This window comes from Undibacterium sp. TC4M20W, from assembly GCF_049340245.1.
Classification (GTDB): Bacteria; Pseudomonadota; Gammaproteobacteria; order Burkholderiales; family Burkholderiaceae_D; genus Undibacterium.
In genome coordinates this window covers 400,507-416,380 of the sequence record NZ_JBMPPI010000002.1, presented here as the reverse complement: position 1 = coordinate 416,380, position 15,874 = coordinate 400,507, and the positions used below count along the sequence as shown (strand labels likewise).

Annotated in this window: 13 protein-coding genes; 9 read left to right on the top strand and 4 right to left on the bottom strand. The window is 50.9% G+C overall.

The features are described from left to right. The first annotated feature begins 269 nt into the window (after positions 1-269). Genes ACO0LL_RS04300 through ACO0LL_RS04290 form a run of 3 tightly spaced genes read left to right on the top strand, consistent with a single transcriptional unit; the run spans position 270 to position 5,078 of the window. Complete coding sequence (locus ACO0LL_RS04300; protein ID WP_422949645.1) at positions 270-1,955, top strand: hypothetical protein; 1,686 nt, start codon at positions 270-272, stop codon at positions 1,953-1,955. A gap of 46 nt (positions 1,956-2,001) precedes the next feature. Continuing rightward, positions 2,002-3,711, top strand: coding sequence for an Hsp70 family protein (locus ACO0LL_RS04295; RefSeq protein ID WP_422949644.1), 1,710 nt, complete (start codon positions 2,002-2,004; stop codon positions 3,709-3,711). Then, complete coding sequence (locus ACO0LL_RS04290; protein WP_422949643.1) at positions 3,708-5,078, top strand: hypothetical protein; 1,371 nt, start codon at positions 3,708-3,710, stop codon at positions 5,076-5,078. Before ACO0LL_RS04295 ends, ACO0LL_RS04290 begins: the two co-directional genes overlap by 4 nt. Positions 5,079-5,132: 54 nt before the next feature. On the opposite strand, the gene ACO0LL_RS04285 is transcribed toward ACO0LL_RS04290, so the two are convergent. The 4 genes from ACO0LL_RS04285 to ACO0LL_RS04270 form a co-directional block, all read right to left on the bottom strand. After that, on the bottom strand, positions 5,133-5,849 hold the full coding sequence (locus ACO0LL_RS04285) for a hypothetical protein (protein ID WP_422949642.1): 717 nt from the start codon (positions 5,847-5,849) through the stop codon (positions 5,133-5,135). A gap of 151 nt (positions 5,850-6,000) precedes the next feature. Then, entirely contained in the window at positions 6,001-6,768 is a 768-nt protein-coding gene (locus tag ACO0LL_RS04280; RefSeq protein ID WP_422949641.1) for a tRNA(His) guanylyltransferase Thg1 family protein, read from the bottom strand. Continuing rightward, positions 6,765-7,205, bottom strand: coding sequence for an AAA family ATPase (locus ACO0LL_RS04275; protein ID WP_422949640.1), 441 nt, complete (start codon positions 7,203-7,205; stop codon positions 6,765-6,767). Before ACO0LL_RS04275 ends, ACO0LL_RS04280 begins: the two co-directional genes overlap by 4 nt. A 50-nt stretch (positions 7,206-7,255) precedes the next feature. Then, complete coding sequence (locus tag ACO0LL_RS04270) at positions 7,256-7,894, bottom strand: TetR/AcrR family transcriptional regulator (protein ID WP_422949639.1); 639 nt, start codon at positions 7,892-7,894, stop codon at positions 7,256-7,258. 274 nt (positions 7,895-8,168) lie between these two features. Between ACO0LL_RS04270 and ACO0LL_RS04265 the strand changes: the two genes are divergently transcribed. The 6 genes from ACO0LL_RS04265 to ACO0LL_RS04240 all read left to right on the top strand — a co-directional run bounded on the left by ACO0LL_RS04265 (position 8,169) and on the right by ACO0LL_RS04240 (position 15,873). Continuing rightward, complete coding sequence (locus tag ACO0LL_RS04265) at positions 8,169-8,552, top strand: RNA-binding S4 domain-containing protein (RefSeq protein ID WP_422949638.1); 384 nt, start codon at positions 8,169-8,171, stop codon at positions 8,550-8,552. A 248-nt stretch (positions 8,553-8,800) separates the two neighbouring features. Beyond that, the gene (locus tag ACO0LL_RS04260) at positions 8,801-9,403 is read left to right on the top strand and encodes a TetR/AcrR family transcriptional regulator (protein ID WP_422949688.1); all 603 of its coding nucleotides are present in this window, start codon (positions 8,801-8,803) and stop codon (positions 9,401-9,403) included. Positions 9,404-9,469: 66 nt separating this feature from the next. Continuing rightward, positions 9,470-11,260 carry an acyl-CoA dehydrogenase C-terminal domain-containing protein gene (locus ACO0LL_RS04255; RefSeq protein ID WP_422940801.1) on the top strand — a complete coding sequence of 597 codons (1,791 nt, stop codon included), beginning with the start codon at positions 9,470-9,472 and terminating at the stop codon, positions 11,258-11,260. A gap of 57 nt (positions 11,261-11,317) precedes the next feature. Then, on the top strand, positions 11,318-13,705 hold the full coding sequence (locus ACO0LL_RS04250) for a 3-hydroxyacyl-CoA dehydrogenase/enoyl-CoA hydratase family protein (protein ID WP_422949637.1): 2,388 nt from the start codon (positions 11,318-11,320) through the stop codon (positions 13,703-13,705). 15 nt (positions 13,706-13,720) lie between these two features. Next, positions 13,721-14,917: an acetyl-CoA C-acyltransferase gene (locus ACO0LL_RS04245; protein ID WP_422949636.1), complete on the top strand. Its 1,197-nt coding sequence runs from the start codon at positions 13,721-13,723 to the stop codon at positions 14,915-14,917. Between the two features lie 83 nt (positions 14,918-15,000). Further along, positions 15,001-15,873 (top strand): alpha/beta fold hydrolase, encoded by an 873-nt coding sequence (locus tag ACO0LL_RS04240; RefSeq protein WP_422949635.1) that lies wholly within the window; start codon positions 15,001-15,003, stop codon positions 15,871-15,873. Position 15,874: the final 1 nt, after the last annotated feature.

Genomic DNA, 15,874 nt, shown 5'->3' with positions numbered 1-15,874 from the left:
TTTGGATAGCAGATTTTCATTACCAATTTTTGGCTCGTAGTGCTGTCCCGCTTTTAGCTCTGAATTTAATTGTCTGGCGCGCAGAATTCACTCCTGATCATATACAGGATGTTAAACTATGGGGTTTTCTATTTTGCACTAAGAACTTTTTTCTTAGGCATTTTCGCCAGGGATAATCAGGCCAGATCAGATGAGTTCAAGTGGGGAAGTTGCAAATAGGTAACATCAGGCAATCATCATTATTCATACCAGTTTTAGGATACCGTCTCATGCTGCTCACATCGCCCCTGCGTACTGCCATTGCCATGGCAGCAGATGTCGCCGCAGCAGCATTTCAGGTGTTGCCTAAAAGTGATTGGCCACCGACACTTTATGAATTGCATGAAAGTGGCAGGCGCTGGGAAGAAAAACTGGATAGCAGTGCAGATGATTTCGAGCAAAGAAAACAGGTGTGGTTGCAAACCAATATGGCGGGCACTGTCGTCAAGCTGATGGCTGAGAGCCGCGCAACGTTCATGCCCGATTCTGCCTGCGCCCTCACCCTGTTGATCGAATTTTCCGTTGTACCTGAGGTTTTGCATGGTCTGGTACTGGCCCTGCCATATTCACGCTCAGAACAAGGCCCGGGTCTGCTTGCCGGCATGGTGCAAGTGTATCGCTATCCCGAGGCAATCTTCCCCATGCTTGATGAAATACTGCCTGAGTTTACCGCTTTGTTGTCCAGTCGTTGTGCTACCCATTGGCGCAAACCTATGGAGTATGATCGCAAGCTCAAGCCTTCGCAAGCCAGCTATGAGTCAGAGTCGCCAGTCATTGCGGCACGCTGCCCTTCATTTTTATCCTTGCCTGAGCCGGGCTGGAATAGCAATGAAATAGGCTCACGCTACCTCGATGCACTGATTGCACGCTACCCGTTTGATGATGGCATTTGCTTTCAAAGAGCCTTGTATCAGCTAAAGCTGGATTTTTCCTTGCCCAGCCTGTTAAGGGTAGATTATCTGCTGGGCGAATTGCAAAACAGCCTGAGCATGACTGAAGATGAGTTCACAGCCCGCACTGCGAATATGAATTTTTTGTATTGTGTTGCATTTTATTGTAGCAAGGTCATCGCCAAAGCAGCCGGCTGCCATGTTGACTGGTACAGCATTGCGCAATTCGGGCAGCGTTTTCCTGAGAAAAAAAGCATCACTGCCAGCCCGGCCAGGTCTTTGGTTGCGGTCTTCAATGCAGCAGGTGGCGAGATGGGGATGCCTTTCTTCCCTTTACAGGCTATATTGCGACGGCTGTTTGCTAAAGAAACCTCGCAACAACTGCGTTCTGCTTTCAAGCAATGGGGAAAGGCTGCCTTTACGCAGCGGGCTGCCAGCATCAATGATGAAATGCCCGCCGTACAGCAATTGATAGACAACTGGCCCATGCATCAGCGTGATTACCTGACGACCAAGAGAATTGACTGGTTCAAGGACAAATATTTCAATCTGTGGTTTCAGACTTACTTCTCCCTTTATCGCGGAGGAAGGGTAGTCTGGGCTTGCATAGTACAGGCACATAATCAAGCCTATACAGATGAGAATGTAGATCGCTTCGCGCAAATCGTTTTTGATCCCCAGGGTTTGCTGACACCGCCTCAGCTTGAAGTTATCGCCAAAAAACTGAACTCCTACAAAGGATGCAGGCCGTTTGATGCGCGCCTGGGTTTCATGGCGGACTTCATGACAGACGAAATACCGATGACGCTAGGCGCAGAGCTGCCCTATAGAATATCGAGTGACGATGTGTGTACTTCCGCAATTTTGTTGATACGCAAGCATTTGCCGGTTAATCGGCTGATCTCCAATTATTTGCCGGTGTTGATACATGATGCATTTCCAGGTGTGGCCTTGTTCTTACCCAGCAAATTCTGGACACCTGCAATTGCCCGTCAATGTGCGGCCTATGGCTGGCCAGTCCACTAGTGGTACAAAACAATTTTAGTCGGAATTTATAATAAAGGCTTTTGAAATGATAGTCGGCATAGATCTGGGTACAACCAATAGCTTGATCGCTGTCTGGAAAGATGGTCAGGCGCAATTGATTGCCAACGCGCTGGGTCATGTGCTGACACCCTCCTGTGTCAGTATCAACGACAATGGCGAAGTGCTGGTAGGCTTGCCTGCACGTGACCGCTTGCTGACCAATCCTGACCGTTCTGCAGCTCTTTTCAAACGCTACATGGGTACGGAAAAGAGCATGCGGCTTGCGGGTAAAAACTACCGGCCAGAAGAGTTATCTGCGCTGGTGCTGAAGTCACTGGTTGCCGATGCCGAGGCTTTTCTTGGTGAAAAAGTGACTGAAGCCGTCATTACCGTACCAGCCTATTTTAACGACACCCAGCGCAAGGCCACCCGCATTGCCGGTGAATTGGCAGGCCTGAAGGTAGAACGTTTGTTGAACGAACCAACGGCTGCCGCACTGGCCTATGGTCTGCACTTAGCGCCTAAAGAATCACAATTCCTGGTGTTTGATCTTGGTGGCGGCACCTTTGATGTGTCCATTCTGGAATTGTTTGCAGGCATCATGGAAGTCCGTGCAACTGCAGGTGACAATTTCCTTGGTGGCGAAGATTTTACCGGGGTGCTGGTCAAGGGCTTCATTGAAAATACCGGCAAGACTGCCGGTATTATTGAGACCGATTTGAGCGCCGCCCAGCGTACCCATTTGCGCACAGAAGCAGAACGGGTCAAGCGCGCCCTGTCAGGTGGCGATCATGCCACCTTTTCTTACCGTCACAATGAATCTGAGCTGCTCTGGGAGGTCAGTCTCACTGCCTATGAGAAACTGTGCGCAGACTTGCTGCAACGCCTGAGCCAGCCTATAGAGCGCGCACTGCGTGATTCCAATATCAGGCCGAATGAGCTTGACCGCGTTGTAATGGTAGGCGGCTCTACCCGCATGACTATCGTCCATCGTCTGTTGACCCGTTTGTTTGGCCGCTTCCCCAGCCGTGATATCAATCCCGATGAGGCCATCGTCATCGGCGCTGCCGTCCAGGCTGGCCTGAAAGCCAGGGACGAGGCACTCAATGAAGTTGTCATGACGGATGTCTGCCCTTATTCGCTCGGTATCGCAGTATCAGAAGAGTACGGTGACGGCGAGTATCGCACGGGTTTGTTCAGTCCTTTGATTGAACGTAACACGGTGGTACCAGTCAGCCGCTCCAAGGAATTTCAACCCATCAGTGACAAGCAGGAACAGATCGATATCAGGGTCTACCAGGGTGAAAGTCGCGAAACCAAAGACAATATCGCGCTGGGAGCCTTCACTCTTCCCATGCCTTTTACGCCGAATACGGACCGCAGTGTAGACATTCGTTTCACCTATGACATCAATGGCTTGCTGGAAGTGGAAGCTACCATTAAAGCCACAGGGGCAAAGCAAAACCTGGTCATAGAACAAAATCCCGGCGCGATGTCGGCAGAGCAGCTTGAACGCAGCCTGGTGGCGATGCGTGCATTAAAAATACATCCGCGTGATCAACTTGAAAATCAGGCCATGCTGGAACGCCTGAAACGGCTGTATGAACAAAATCTTGGTAACCGCCGTGAATGGGTTGCTGCACGCCTCAGCCAGTATGAGCAAATACTGGCACGACAAAACCCAAGGGAAATCGCCAAGGCCAATGAGGCGTTCACGGAAGTGCTGACCCGATTCGAGGGCGCGCCCTTGTTATGAATCCCTTCGTCCACCTTGGTATTGCCGCCACAGATGACAAGCGGCAAATCAAACTTGCCTATGCCGCGCGTCTGAAGCAGGTCAACCCTGAAGATGATCCTGAAGGTTTCAAGGCCTTGCGGCAGGCCTATGAATTGGCGCTTTCCACAGTAAGTGATACTGACAAGGCGCCAGGCCCCAATTTCACTGAAGAGCAGCCAGATCTGCCTGAGCTGGACATGGCAGCGATACTCCAGCCAGACACCAGGCCGGAGGAAGACCCATCCCTGCCCAGTACGACGGACCTGGATGCACAAGTTTTATCCTGGGGTGGTCAAACTCAGCCCCAAACCCAAACGGTACCGCCAGGGCCGCGCCCTGTGCCTCAATCTGTTGAACAAACCCAGCAAAAGACAGAGATACCTGGCGGTTTTCCTGGACATGTGCTGGATCAGCCTTTGGACTGGTCCGTCAATCTGGATTTACATCTGGAATCTGACAATACCCTGGAACAGCAACTGAGACAAAAATGGAAACCGGGCCCACGTCCTCAAATTGCTTATTTCTCGAACAAGGCAAATCTTAAAAATATTGCGCAGTCAGATTCTGAAATGCCCGGGCAAGGCAGCAGCAATGCTGCCACTGGTAATCGCCCACCTGACGCAGCAACTGCGGCCCTGCAAGTTTGTAACATATTGCTGAGGACTGATGCCCGTCAGCAAGAAGCAAAGCTCAGGCAATTACTGGAGCAGCCAGCCTGGGGAAATCTGGATTTCAAGGTCAGGCTGGAACAGGCTTTTGTGCAGGTGATCAATGAATCCTTCGACGAGAGCTACCCACTGGTCAAATTTTTGACTGCGTATTACGACTGGAAAAACTTATTACCCAAGCGCCGCCAGCATTCGACAGCAGTCATCAACCTGGTCAGGCGTGCTAACGCGCGTGAGTGGCGTCGTGACATGGAGAGCCTGCCCTATGGCACACCGACAGCTGCCGCTTTTCAATTATTGATGGCTATTCCAAACGAAGAAAAGTTCAAGGCCTTTGCAGAAATTCATGAACAGCTCCTGGCTATGCACAAATTGTTACGAGAGTTAGGTTCAGACAAGAAAGATGCCTTGCAATATGAAGTTAATCGTGAATCTGTCAGTTGGTGGCAGAACTATGTAGATATGCGTCTTACCTTGCAGCCGGACCAGAATTCAAAAAAGCCACCGCAAAAGAAAGTCGCAAAAAAAACGCCCCAAAAAGCAGAGGAAAAATGGACCCCGGCGCGGCTGCAGAAATATGTACTCAGGTCCGTAGTTGGCATGTATTTACTGACCTGCATCATGACCGGGCTCTTTTCCGACACCTTGGACAAGCTGCTTGATTTTCTTGGTCTTTGAGACTGGTCTCATGTTATGAGTTGGAAAGGGAGATGGCTGTGCTTGAATAAATTTCTATTCCCTCTTTGTTAATGCCAAACTATAAGAAGCCAGACTGTAAGCAAGGCCTGCGATAAAGCCCAGCTTGGGGTCAAAAACAGCCAAAGCAAGCACACCACAGATACAGCCGATTGCATGATACAAGGAATCCTCCCCCCGTATTTTAGCCTGTAGTGCAGATGCCATTGCGGCTACCGCCAGTATGATAGCGCTGTAAAAACACCAGTCCAGAAAATGTCCCGGATGGATATCAAACACAGATGCTGCAAATGCTTCTTCGGCAAAATTTCCCTGTTTATATAAAAAATTAAACAAACTCGAGAAATTAAAACTCAGGGGCGGCAGTGAATTCAAATAACTTGCCGGACAAATGATGAGCAGGGCTAAAATACCTTTGAATAGTGAAAATAAACCCCAAGCGCTGGGCTGCTTGCTTATCCATGCGAGACCAACGGGGTAGTTGTTACTATTTGCGGGCGAGAACAGGTTTTTCAGGCTTACAAACATGCCCAGGCTGGTGAGCAGCATGAATACCAGATATACGAGGTTTTGGGTTGAATGCCGAGCATACTGAAACCAGGGCTGCGCATACAGCATGCCTAGTATCAGAGCAGCAATTGCGGCAACTATAGATCCTGCGTATTTGCTTTTTTGTGGCTTGCGCATCAGCCCCGCCCAGATATGCAGCAAGGGTGTGCACAATGCATAGGAGCCCAACAGCAAGAACAGCATGAACAGGAACTGCATGGCAAATGCACCCACACTCAATCCACGGACATAAAGATTTGTCGCCACAGCCGCAAGCAACCAGGTAAGCGGTGCAAACATGGGGGCCAGCACATAGGCCTGATAAGGGACGTGCTGTGTCCTGCTGGTGTAATGATCAGTCGGCATCGCTTTTTAATAATTGCCACAAGAATTCACTATATGCGTCCCCTTGCGGCAATTCATAGTCTGTTTTCAAGACTTTTCTTGTGCTGATGACTTCTTTGTTTTCTTTGGGATTAAAGCCAATTTTTTCTTCTTCGACCATGTACAGGCCAGTGCCGCGTTTTTGCCATAGCGGCAGAGTGCTGAAATTGATATCCCTGCTTTGCAGTAAAGCTTCTTTGTCGGCCAGTGACTTGCCTTCTATGAAGCTGGTGGTTTCGTTTTGTGACTTTCCCTCTTTTCTGAGCTGCCAGTAGCAATGTGCATTCAGGGCATTTCTGTTGGCATCTTCATTGCGCCAGCGAAAATAATCGACGACGAGGTTTTGAGTGGGTAACTGGCAGATGCGGCAATCGAAGGCAGCAACCTGGCCTAGCATGAGACTGAATTTGGCAGAGGCTTCACCTGCCAGCAGGGAATTGTATTTTCTTAATTTGCGGCCAAAGGCATTGATATGCAGGTCAAACAATAAAGAAATCTCATCGCTCTGGTTATAGGTGTAAACGACCTTGAAGCCGCAATTCATCAGATGCTTGCAGGTCTCCACCATCAGGTCGCGAAACCTGATGTCAAACGGCGCTTCAAATGCACAGGTTTCTTTGGTCAGGCGGGTAAAGCCGCGGCCATCAATGCGGACAATCATATACGTTCCGCTGGGGACGTAATCATCATGCGCTGTTTCATAGCTGCGCATGAGTTTTTCCAGTTCATCAAACTTCATTTTTTCCAATCAGTGGCAGTCAATTTGCCATCTATAAAATCGACGTAATACACGCGATCAAAGCCCTCATCATAATCAGGGATTTCCAGTCTTCTGTGCGTATCCAGTATGCCGACCTTGGGAACGAGGTCTTTGCCTTGTCGCTGGCTATTCCATGCCAGCGCTCTATCGAGATCAGTCTTGAAGTAATACGCAGTCACTGGCCATTGCCTGGCCTTGATCTGTTCCAGATAGCCAGCCCGGATTTCTCTTGTTGGATTGGTGTTATCGACGACAAAGGGCATGCTGGTGTCAAAACAAAAATCCAGCAGACGTTGCTGGCGGTTTTTAGTTTTCAGCAAATCATTGCTGATACGCAGGTGGCTGTTGAAGAAATGTTCTTTGTAAAAGGAGGATTTACCACTGGCCTGTAATCCTATGAAGATGATGGCTTCCATTTGTCTGCGTGCGAGTCCGTTTGGCTTGCATTGTGACACAGGCAAGTGCTTCAGCCCACTCGCGTGGCTGCCTTGATGCCATCAGTGATAAAGCGCAGCAGATAAGGTGCCGCCAGGTCAGCCTGGCGGGCAGGGCACAAGCCATCTGACAAGCGCTCTATTCGGGTATCCACCACGTGATGTAGCAGGGCACCCAGGGCGAACTGATAGCTCCAGTAAACACTCTCAGCGTTGGCATGGGGCAGGGCATCGTGCAGGGCAGCGATGAATTCGCGTGCCATGGGGTCGTAGAATTCGCGGGTGATGCGTTCGCTGGCTTCGTGCTGGTCAATCACACCACGCATGACCATGCGGGAAAAGTTTGCGCCTTCGGCTTTTTCATTGAGTTTTAATACTGGCAGCACAAAGGCGGCAATGATGGCTTCCAGCGTGGTGCCGGGCGCACTATGGGTGCGTGCGTGGCGCAGGCCGTTCAGGCGTTCGGCGATGTAGCCGCTGTGGTGTTCGTAGATGGCATGATACAACTCATTCTTTGCGCCAAAATAATAACCAATCAGGGCGATGGGTACGCCAGCCTCGTGGGCAATGTCGCGTATCGATACACCTTCATAACTTTGGGCAGCAAAGCATTTCTCTGCGGCAATGAGAATTGCGCGCTTTTTTCCACTTAGTTCTTCAACAGAGCTCATGAGCTGATCCGACCAAATTGGCAAGCATGCGAATGTAAATAAATTAATACAAACTTTGCCGAATTGTACGGTCGTTCAGTTTATTGTCTATGCGCACTGCAACATAGCTCAACTAAATGATGCGCTGTGTTGTATGCACAAACATTGGGCAAAAATGCCTTGTATTTGCCTGACAGCTGCCATACATTGCATCAAAATAGAATGAACGTATTTTTTAGGGCCATACTGCTTGGTAATTAGCCCGGACATCCCATAAAGAAAAGCGACATCCTTCATGAGTGAAACCACCCGTATCGACAAATGGCTATGGGCAGCCAGATTCTTTAAAACCCGCAGCCTGGCAACCAATGCCATAGAGCTGGGCCGCGCTCTGCAAAACGAGCAGCGCGTCAAGCCTGCGCATAATGTCAAAATCGGTGACCTGATCGAGGTGCAACAGGCCGAGCAGGTATGGCAAGTCAGAGTCTTGCGCATACTGGAAACCCGTGGCTCGGCAACCATTGCCCAGACCATGTACGAAGAAACCGCAGAGAGCGCTGCAAAACGCGCCAAAGTGGCAGAAGACAGGAAGTATTTCCGTGAACCTACAGCAAAGCTGACAACCAGACCAACCAAGCGTGACAGACGACAACTTGACCAGACCCATAATCAAGACTAGGTCGGGATTGGTTGGACGGGCTTGGATTAGGCAGAAAACAAAAAGTGTGATGGCAGGAGGCAAAACATAATAGATACTCTCCTCTAAAGACGGAATCTGGTTTGACTTTTCATGCGCTGTGCATAATAGTACGAGCGTTCGATAAATTCATTTGTTTGCATCACTTTTTGCTTCATTTAATGGTCACAACGGGCAGACATGAATCTTTTCAACACAATCAATGTAATATGAATATGACATCAAAATTCATGCGCAAGGGGGAACTGACCCGCGCCGCCATTCTGGATGTAGCTCTGGACGCTGCCAGCCGTGATGGTATCGAGGGGCTGACCATAGGTTTGCTGGCCGACAAGATGAACATGAGCAAGTCTGGCGTGTTTGCCCATTTCGGTTCGCGTGAAGATTTACAGATCGAAGTGCTGAAACTGTACCACCATCATTTCGAGCAAGAGGTGTTTTACCCAAGCATGAAAGAAGAACGTGGCTTGCCGCGTTTGCAGTCCATGTTTGCCTTATGGGTCAGACGCGTCACGGTAGAGATTGCATCTGGCTGTATCTATATCAGCGGTGCGGCCGAATACGATGACAGGGCAGGGCCTATCAGGGATGAACTGGTTGGTATGGTCCACGCGTGGCAGGGTGCCTTGCACCGTGCTGCAGCACAGGCGATACAACTGGGCCATTTGCGTGATGACGTCGAACCTGAACAGATTGTGTATGAAATGTATGGCCTCATATTAGCCCTGCACCATGATGCGCGTTTCTTGCGCAAGCCGGGCAGTGTAGGCCGTGCCGAGATCGGATTTGAACGAATGATCGAGTATTACGCGCCGGTGCAGGTCACAGCCTGATCAGTTACCGCCGCAAAAATTTAGTATCCACATTTACCGTTTTAACTTTGCCGTCAGGAGAAAATCATGGGTCAATATATCGCTCCATTGCGTGATATGCAGTTCGTGTTGCATGAGCTGTTGAATGTAGAAGAAGAATTGAAACAGCTGCCCAAGCACGCTGATGTTGATGGCGACATCATCAACCAGATTTTGGAAGAAGGCGGCAAATTCACTGCCAATGTATTGTTCCCGTTGAACCACTCCGGTGACCGCGAAGGCTGCCACCACGACAAGACCAACCACACTGTCACCACACCAAAAGGCTTTAAAGAAGCCTACAAGCAATATGTGGAAGCTGGCTGGCCTGCATTGTCTTGCGACCCGGAATTCGGTGGTCAGGGCTTGCCACTGGTGGTCAACAATTCTTTCTATGAAATGTTGAATTCATCGAACCAGGCCTGGTCCATGTACCCAGGTTTGTCCCATGGTGCCTATGAATGTATCCATGAACATGGCACACCAGAACAAAAATCCCTGTACCTGCCCAAACTGATCTCTGGCGACTGGACTGGCACCATGTGCCTGACTGAGCCACATTGCGGTACTGACCTGGGTATGCTGCGTTCCAAAGCAGAACCACAGGCTGACGGCAGCTACAAAATCACAGGCGCAAAGATTTTTATCTCTGCCGGTGAACATGATATGGCTGAAAATATTATCCATCTGGTGCTGGCACGTCTGCCAGGTGCACCAGAAGGCTCGAAAGGTATTTCCCTCTTCATCGTTCCTAAATTCCTGTCGAATGCAGATGGCAGCATCGGTGAACGCAATCCTATTTTCTGCGGCGCGATCGAAGAAAAAATGGGCATCCACGGCAATTCCACTTGCCAGATGAACCTGGACGGTGCAACTGGCTGGCTCATCGGCGGCCCGAACAAAGGTTTGAATGCGATGTTCGTGTTCATGAATGCCGCACGTCTGGGCGTGGGCATGCAAGGCCTGGGCCTGACAGAAGTGGCTTACCAAAATGCCCTGGTCTATGCTAAAGACCGCATCCAGATGCGCAGCCTGTCTGGCCCTAAAGCACCGGACAAGCCAGCTGACCCTATCATCGTTCATGCCGACGTACGCCGCATGCTGTTCACAGCAAAAGCCTATGCAGAAGGCGCACGTGCATTCTGTTCCTACGTTGCCCTGCAACTGGATAAAGAATTCAATCATCCTGATGAACAGGTACGCAAAGATTGCGCTGACGAAGTCGCCTTGCTGACGCCAGTCATCAAAGCCTTCATCACTGACAATGCATGGACTGCAACTTCTGAATGTCTGCAAGTCTACGGCGGCCACGGCTTTATCGCTGAATGGGGCATGGAGCAATATGTACGCGATGCCCGTATCAACATGATTTATGAAGGCACGAACACGATCCAGTCCCTCGATTTGCTGGGTCGTAAAATCCTCATGGACAACGGTGCAAAACTGCGCAAGTTTGGTGCCAAGGTACAGGCTTTTGTTGAAGCCAATGGCACTAACGAAGCACTGGCAGAATTCATCACACCGCTGGCTGAGCTGGGCGATAAAGTCACCAAGCTGACCATGGAAATCGGCATGAAAGCCTTCCAGAATCCGGATGAAGTCGGCGCTGCTGCCGTACCTTACCTGCGTGTAGTCGGTCATCTGGTGTACAGCTATTTCTTTGCACAAATGGCAAAAATCGCTCTTGAAAAACAAGATTCTGGCGACAAGTTCTATGTCTCCAAACTGGCAACAGCACGTTTCTACTTTGCCCGCCTGTATCCGGAAACAGCGATGCTGATCCGCCAGGCACGTTCTGGCTCTGCCAACCTGTTGTCACTCGAAGCTGACTTGTTCTAATCAAACATTCGCGCCATCCCATGTGGATGGGATGGCGCGAAACTCTTGAGGTTAAAAATGACCAATTTCATCGTTAAAAAAGTCGCCGTTCTGGGCGCTGGCGTGATGGGTGCGCAAATCGCTGCCCACTGCATCAATGCAAAAGTGCCTGTCGTCCTGTTCGATCTTCCAGCCAAGGAAGGCCCGAAAAACGGCATCGTCCTGCGCGCCATCGAGAACCTGAAAAAGTTGAATCCTGCGCCACTGGGCAACAAGGATGACGCAGCTTTGATCGAAGTTGCCAACTACGAAGACAACCTTGACGTGCTGGCCGGTTGCGACCTGATCATTGAAGCCATTGCAGAACGCATGGACTGGAAACATGACCTGTACAAAAAAGTATCCCCGCACATTGCACCAAATGCGATTTTCGCATCCAACACTTCCGGTCTGTCCATCACTGCCCTGTCTGACGGTTTTGATGCAGAACTGAAAGCCCGTTTCTGCGGCGTGCATTTCTTCAACCCACCGCGCTATATGCACCTGGTGGAACTGATCCCTACTGTTGCTACCCGTCCAGAAATCATCGACCAGCTCGAAGGCTTCCTGACAACGACACTGGGTAAAGGCGTTGTCCGCGCCAAAGATACACCTAACTTCATCGCCAACCGTGTCGGTATCTTCGGCATGCTGGCAACGATTTATGAAGCAGAAAAATTTGGTCTGACTGTCGATGTCGTCGATGACCTGACAGGCAAAAAACTGGGTCGTGCTTCTTCCGGTACTTTCCGTACTGCTGACGTGGTTGGTCTCGATACCATGGGCCATGTCATCAAGACCATGCAAGACAATCTGTCTGATGATCCTTTCTTCGCTGTCTACAAAACACCTGAAGTGCTGGCCAAACTGGTCGCTGCAGGTGCTTTAGGACAAAAATCCGGTGCCGGTTTCTACAAAAAAGTTGGCAAGGATATCCAGCGTCTGGACTTCGCTACGGCACAATATGTGACTGGCGGCGCCAAGGCTGACGACGTTGTCGCCCGCATGCTGAAAGAAAAAGACCCGGTCAAGAAAATGAAGACCCTGCGTGAATCGACCAATGTACAGGCACAGTTCCTGTGGGCGATTTTCCGTGATGCCTTCCATTACATCGCTGTACATGGCGCGACGATAGCCGACAATGCACGTGACATCGACTTTGCGATGCGCTGGGGCTTTGGCTGGAACGTAGGCCCGTTCGAAACATGGCAGGCATCTGGTTGGCAAGAAGTGGCTGGCTGGGTCAAGGAAGATATCGATGCAGGCAAGGCGCTGTGCAATGCACCGCTGCCAGCCTGGGTATTTGACGGACGCACGGGCGTGCACACCGCTGAAGGCTCATGGTCGCCAGCAAGCAGCACTTACGTGCCACGTTCCACACTGGCTGTGTACGACCGTCAAGCCTTCCGCGCACCGGTACTCGGCACAGGCGTGGCAACTGGTGCAACTGCCGGTACGACTTTCTTTGAAGATGAATCTGTCCGTATCTGGCATCAGAATGACGACGTACTGGTCCTGTCACTGAAAACCAAGATGCATGTGATTGGCCCAGGCGTTATCGAAGGCATGGAAAAAGCCATCGCTGAAGCCGAGAAAAACTTCAAGGGTCTGGTCATCTGGAGTGCAGATGCGGCTGACGGCGGTGCCTTCTCTGCCGGTGCTGACTTGCAAGCCATGCTGCCTTTGTTCATGTCCGGTGGCGTGAAAGCCATTGAACCAGCGATCTCGCGCCTGCAAGATGCGCATCAGGCCTTGAAATACGCCAACATCCCTGTAGTTGCTGCCGTTTCCGGCCTGGCACTCGGTGGTGGTTGCGAATTGATGATGCACGCTGCAAAACGCGTGGCATCCATAGAGTCTTACATCGGTCTGGTAGAAGTGGGTGTAGGCCTGGTTCCTGGCGGTGGTGGTTTGAAAGAAGCAGCAGTACGTGCAGCGGCAGATGCCAAAGGCACAGATTTGCTGCAGTTCCTGAAAAACTACTTCACCAATGCAGCGACGGCCGCAGTCTCCAAATCTGCGCTGGAAGCACAGAAGATGGGCTATTTGTCTGCGGATGACGTCATCGTCTTCAACCCTTACGAATTGCTGCACGTTGCGAAAGTTGAAGCACGCGCTATGTTTGACGCCGGTTACCGCGCCCCTATGCGCAAACTGGTACCAGTCACTGGCCGCCATGGCATCGCCACAATTGCGGCACAACTGATCAATATGCGTGATGGCGGTTTCATCTCTGCACATGATTTCAAACTGGGCAAAATGATTGCTGAAGTGGTCAGCGGTGGCGACATCGATAATGGCAGCCTGGTCAGCGAACAGTGGTTGCTCGACATGGAGCGCAAAGCGTTTATGGAATTGCTGAATCATCCAAAAACACAAGAGCGCATTATGGGCATGATGCAAACTGGCAAGCCAGTCCGTAACTAATCGAGGTACATTAACATGACTAAACAACTCCAAGACGCCTATATCGTCTCTGCTACCCGTACCCCGATCGGCAAATCTGGTCGTGGCATGTTCCGTAATACCCGCCCTGATGACTTGCTGGTGCGCGTACTGCAATCTGCTTTTGCACAAGTACCCAATCTTGATCCCAAGCTGGCTGAAGATGCGATCATCGGTTGCTCTTTCCCTGAAGGCCCGCAAGGCCTGAACCTGGCGCGCATGGGCATCTTGCTGGCAGGTTTGCCTAATAGCATCGGTGGCGTCACCATCAACCGCTATTGCGCATCTGGTATCACTGCCGTTGCGATGGCGGCAGACCGCATCCGCGTTGGCCAAGCTGACGTGATGATTGCTGGTGGAGTCGAATCCATGTCCATGGTGCCTATGATGGGTAATAATCCATCGATGAACATGGATATCCTGAAAGATGAAAATGTCGGCATGGCTTACGGCATGGGTCTGACAGCAGAAAAAGTGGCCCAGCAATGGAAAGTATCCCGTGAAGCGCAAGATGCATTTGCCCTGCAATCGCACCAACGTGCCATCGCTGCGCAAAACGCTGGCTACTTTGATGCTGAGACAACTTCTGTCGATATCATCGACCGCGTGCCTAACCTGGCAACTGGCGAAATCGAACTGAAAACCCGCACCGTCAGCCGTGACGAAGGCGCACGTCCAGATACCTCCATCGAAGGCCTGGCAAAACTGAAACCCGTATTCGCCGCCAAAGGCAGCGTCACTGCAGGCAACAGCTCGCAAACTTCCGACGGTGCTGGTGCCCTGATCCTGGTCAGCGAAAAAATCCTGAGGGAATTCAACCTGACACCACTGGCCCGTTTCGCTTCCTTCGCAGTACGCGGCGTACCACCAGAAATCATGGGTATCGGTCCTAAAGAAGCTATCCCGGCAGCATGCCGTGCCGCCGGTATCACGCAAGACCAGATCGACTGGTTTGAATTGAATGAAGCCTTTGCAGCACAATCCCTGGCCGTGGTACAAGACCTGGGTCTGGATCCAGCCAAGGTCAACCCTATGGGCGGCGCGATTGCCCTGGGTCACCCACTGGGTGCGACTGGTGCGATCCGTTCTGCAACGACTATCCATGCCCTGCATCGCAACAACCTCAAATACGGCATGGTCACCATGTGCGTAGGTACAGGTATGGGCGCTGCCGGTATTTTTGAACGCATGTAAGCTGCTTGCCTGAACAAAAACAACCGCGCAGACTGTATTTTCTGCGCGGTTTTTTTTAATGAGTTGAGTTTGAAGGAGCCATGATGGAGACGGTACAAATTATCACTGCTGACGGCACGGCGCTGACAGCAAAAAAATTCACCCCCGCAAGCACAATAAAATCAGTCGTCGTCATGCCGGCGGCCATGGGTGTGAAGCAGAATTTCTACGAACCCTTTGCCGAATTTCTGGCGGAGAATGGCATTGCCGTACTGAGTTTTGATTACCGCGGCATGGGCGAATCCATCCCCGAGCAATACCGCAATTCATTACGTGGTTTTGATGCCGACATCCTGGTCTGGGCAGAGCGTGACTACAATGCCGCCCTGAAAACTGCCAAGGAATGGCAACCGGATGTACCTCTGCTCATCGTCGGTCACTCGCTCGGCGGGCAATTGCCAGGCCTGGTGCCTGACAACCATCTCATCGATGGCATGCTGACTGTAGGTTGTGGCAGCGGCTACTGGCGCGACAATTCACCTCAGCTGAAACGTTTTGTCTGGCTCATGTGGTATTTCCTCGTGCCTTTATATACCCGCATCTGGGGCTATTTCCCCGGTAAAAAAATGCGCAAGGTCGGTGACTTGCCTAAGGGTGTGATTTATCAATGGTCACGCTGGTGCCGTAGCCCAGAATATTTCGTGGAGAAAGATGGCAGCCCCATGCAAACCGGCCACCATAAAATCCACAAGCCCATACTCTGCATGAGCTTTACTGACGATGAAATGATGAGCCGCCGCAGCATAGACAGCATGCATGATTACTACAGCAATGCTAAGGTTGAACGCCGTTATATCAATCCTAAAGACGTCGATGCAAGACGCATAGGACATTTTGGCTTTTTCCGCCCACAGTTCCGCAATACACTTTGGCAGCAAGCCTTACAATGGCTGACTACTGCACCACAATCTACCTGAT

Bases quoted from the DNA above. Each gene is read 5' to 3' on its own strand.
- ACO0LL_RS04300 (WP_422949645.1), top strand. From the start codon at position 270: ATGCTGCTCACATCGCCCCTGCGTACTGCCATTGCCATGGCAGCAGAT.
- ACO0LL_RS04295 (WP_422949644.1), top strand. From the start codon at position 2,002: ATGATAGTCGGCATAGATCTGGGTACAACCAATAGCTTGATCGCTGTC.
- ACO0LL_RS04290 (WP_422949643.1), top strand. From the start codon at position 3,708: ATGAATCCCTTCGTCCACCTTGGTATTGCCGCCACAGATGACAAGCGG.
- ACO0LL_RS04285 (WP_422949642.1), bottom strand. From the start codon at position 5,849: ATGCTGTTCTTGCTGTTGGGCTCCTATGCATTGTGCACACCCTTGCTG.
- ACO0LL_RS04280 (WP_422949641.1), bottom strand. From the start codon at position 6,768: ATGAAGTTTGATGAACTGGAAAAACTCATGCGCAGCTATGAAACAGCG.
- ACO0LL_RS04275 (WP_422949640.1), bottom strand. From the start codon at position 7,205: ATGGAAGCCATCATCTTCATAGGATTACAGGCCAGTGGTAAATCCTCC.
- ACO0LL_RS04270 (WP_422949639.1), bottom strand. From the start codon at position 7,894: ATGAGCTCTGTTGAAGAACTAAGTGGAAAAAAGCGCGCAATTCTCATT.
- ACO0LL_RS04265 (WP_422949638.1), top strand. From the start codon at position 8,169: ATGAGTGAAACCACCCGTATCGACAAATGGCTATGGGCAGCCAGATTC.
- ACO0LL_RS04260 (WP_422949688.1), top strand. From the start codon at position 8,801: ATGCGCAAGGGGGAACTGACCCGCGCCGCCATTCTGGATGTAGCTCTG.
- ACO0LL_RS04255 (WP_422940801.1), top strand. From the start codon at position 9,470: ATGGGTCAATATATCGCTCCATTGCGTGATATGCAGTTCGTGTTGCAT.
- ACO0LL_RS04250 (WP_422949637.1), top strand. From the start codon at position 11,318: ATGACCAATTTCATCGTTAAAAAAGTCGCCGTTCTGGGCGCTGGCGTG.
- ACO0LL_RS04245 (WP_422949636.1), top strand. From the start codon at position 13,721: ATGACTAAACAACTCCAAGACGCCTATATCGTCTCTGCTACCCGTACC.
- ACO0LL_RS04240 (WP_422949635.1), top strand. From the start codon at position 15,001: ATGGAGACGGTACAAATTATCACTGCTGACGGCACGGCGCTGACAGCA.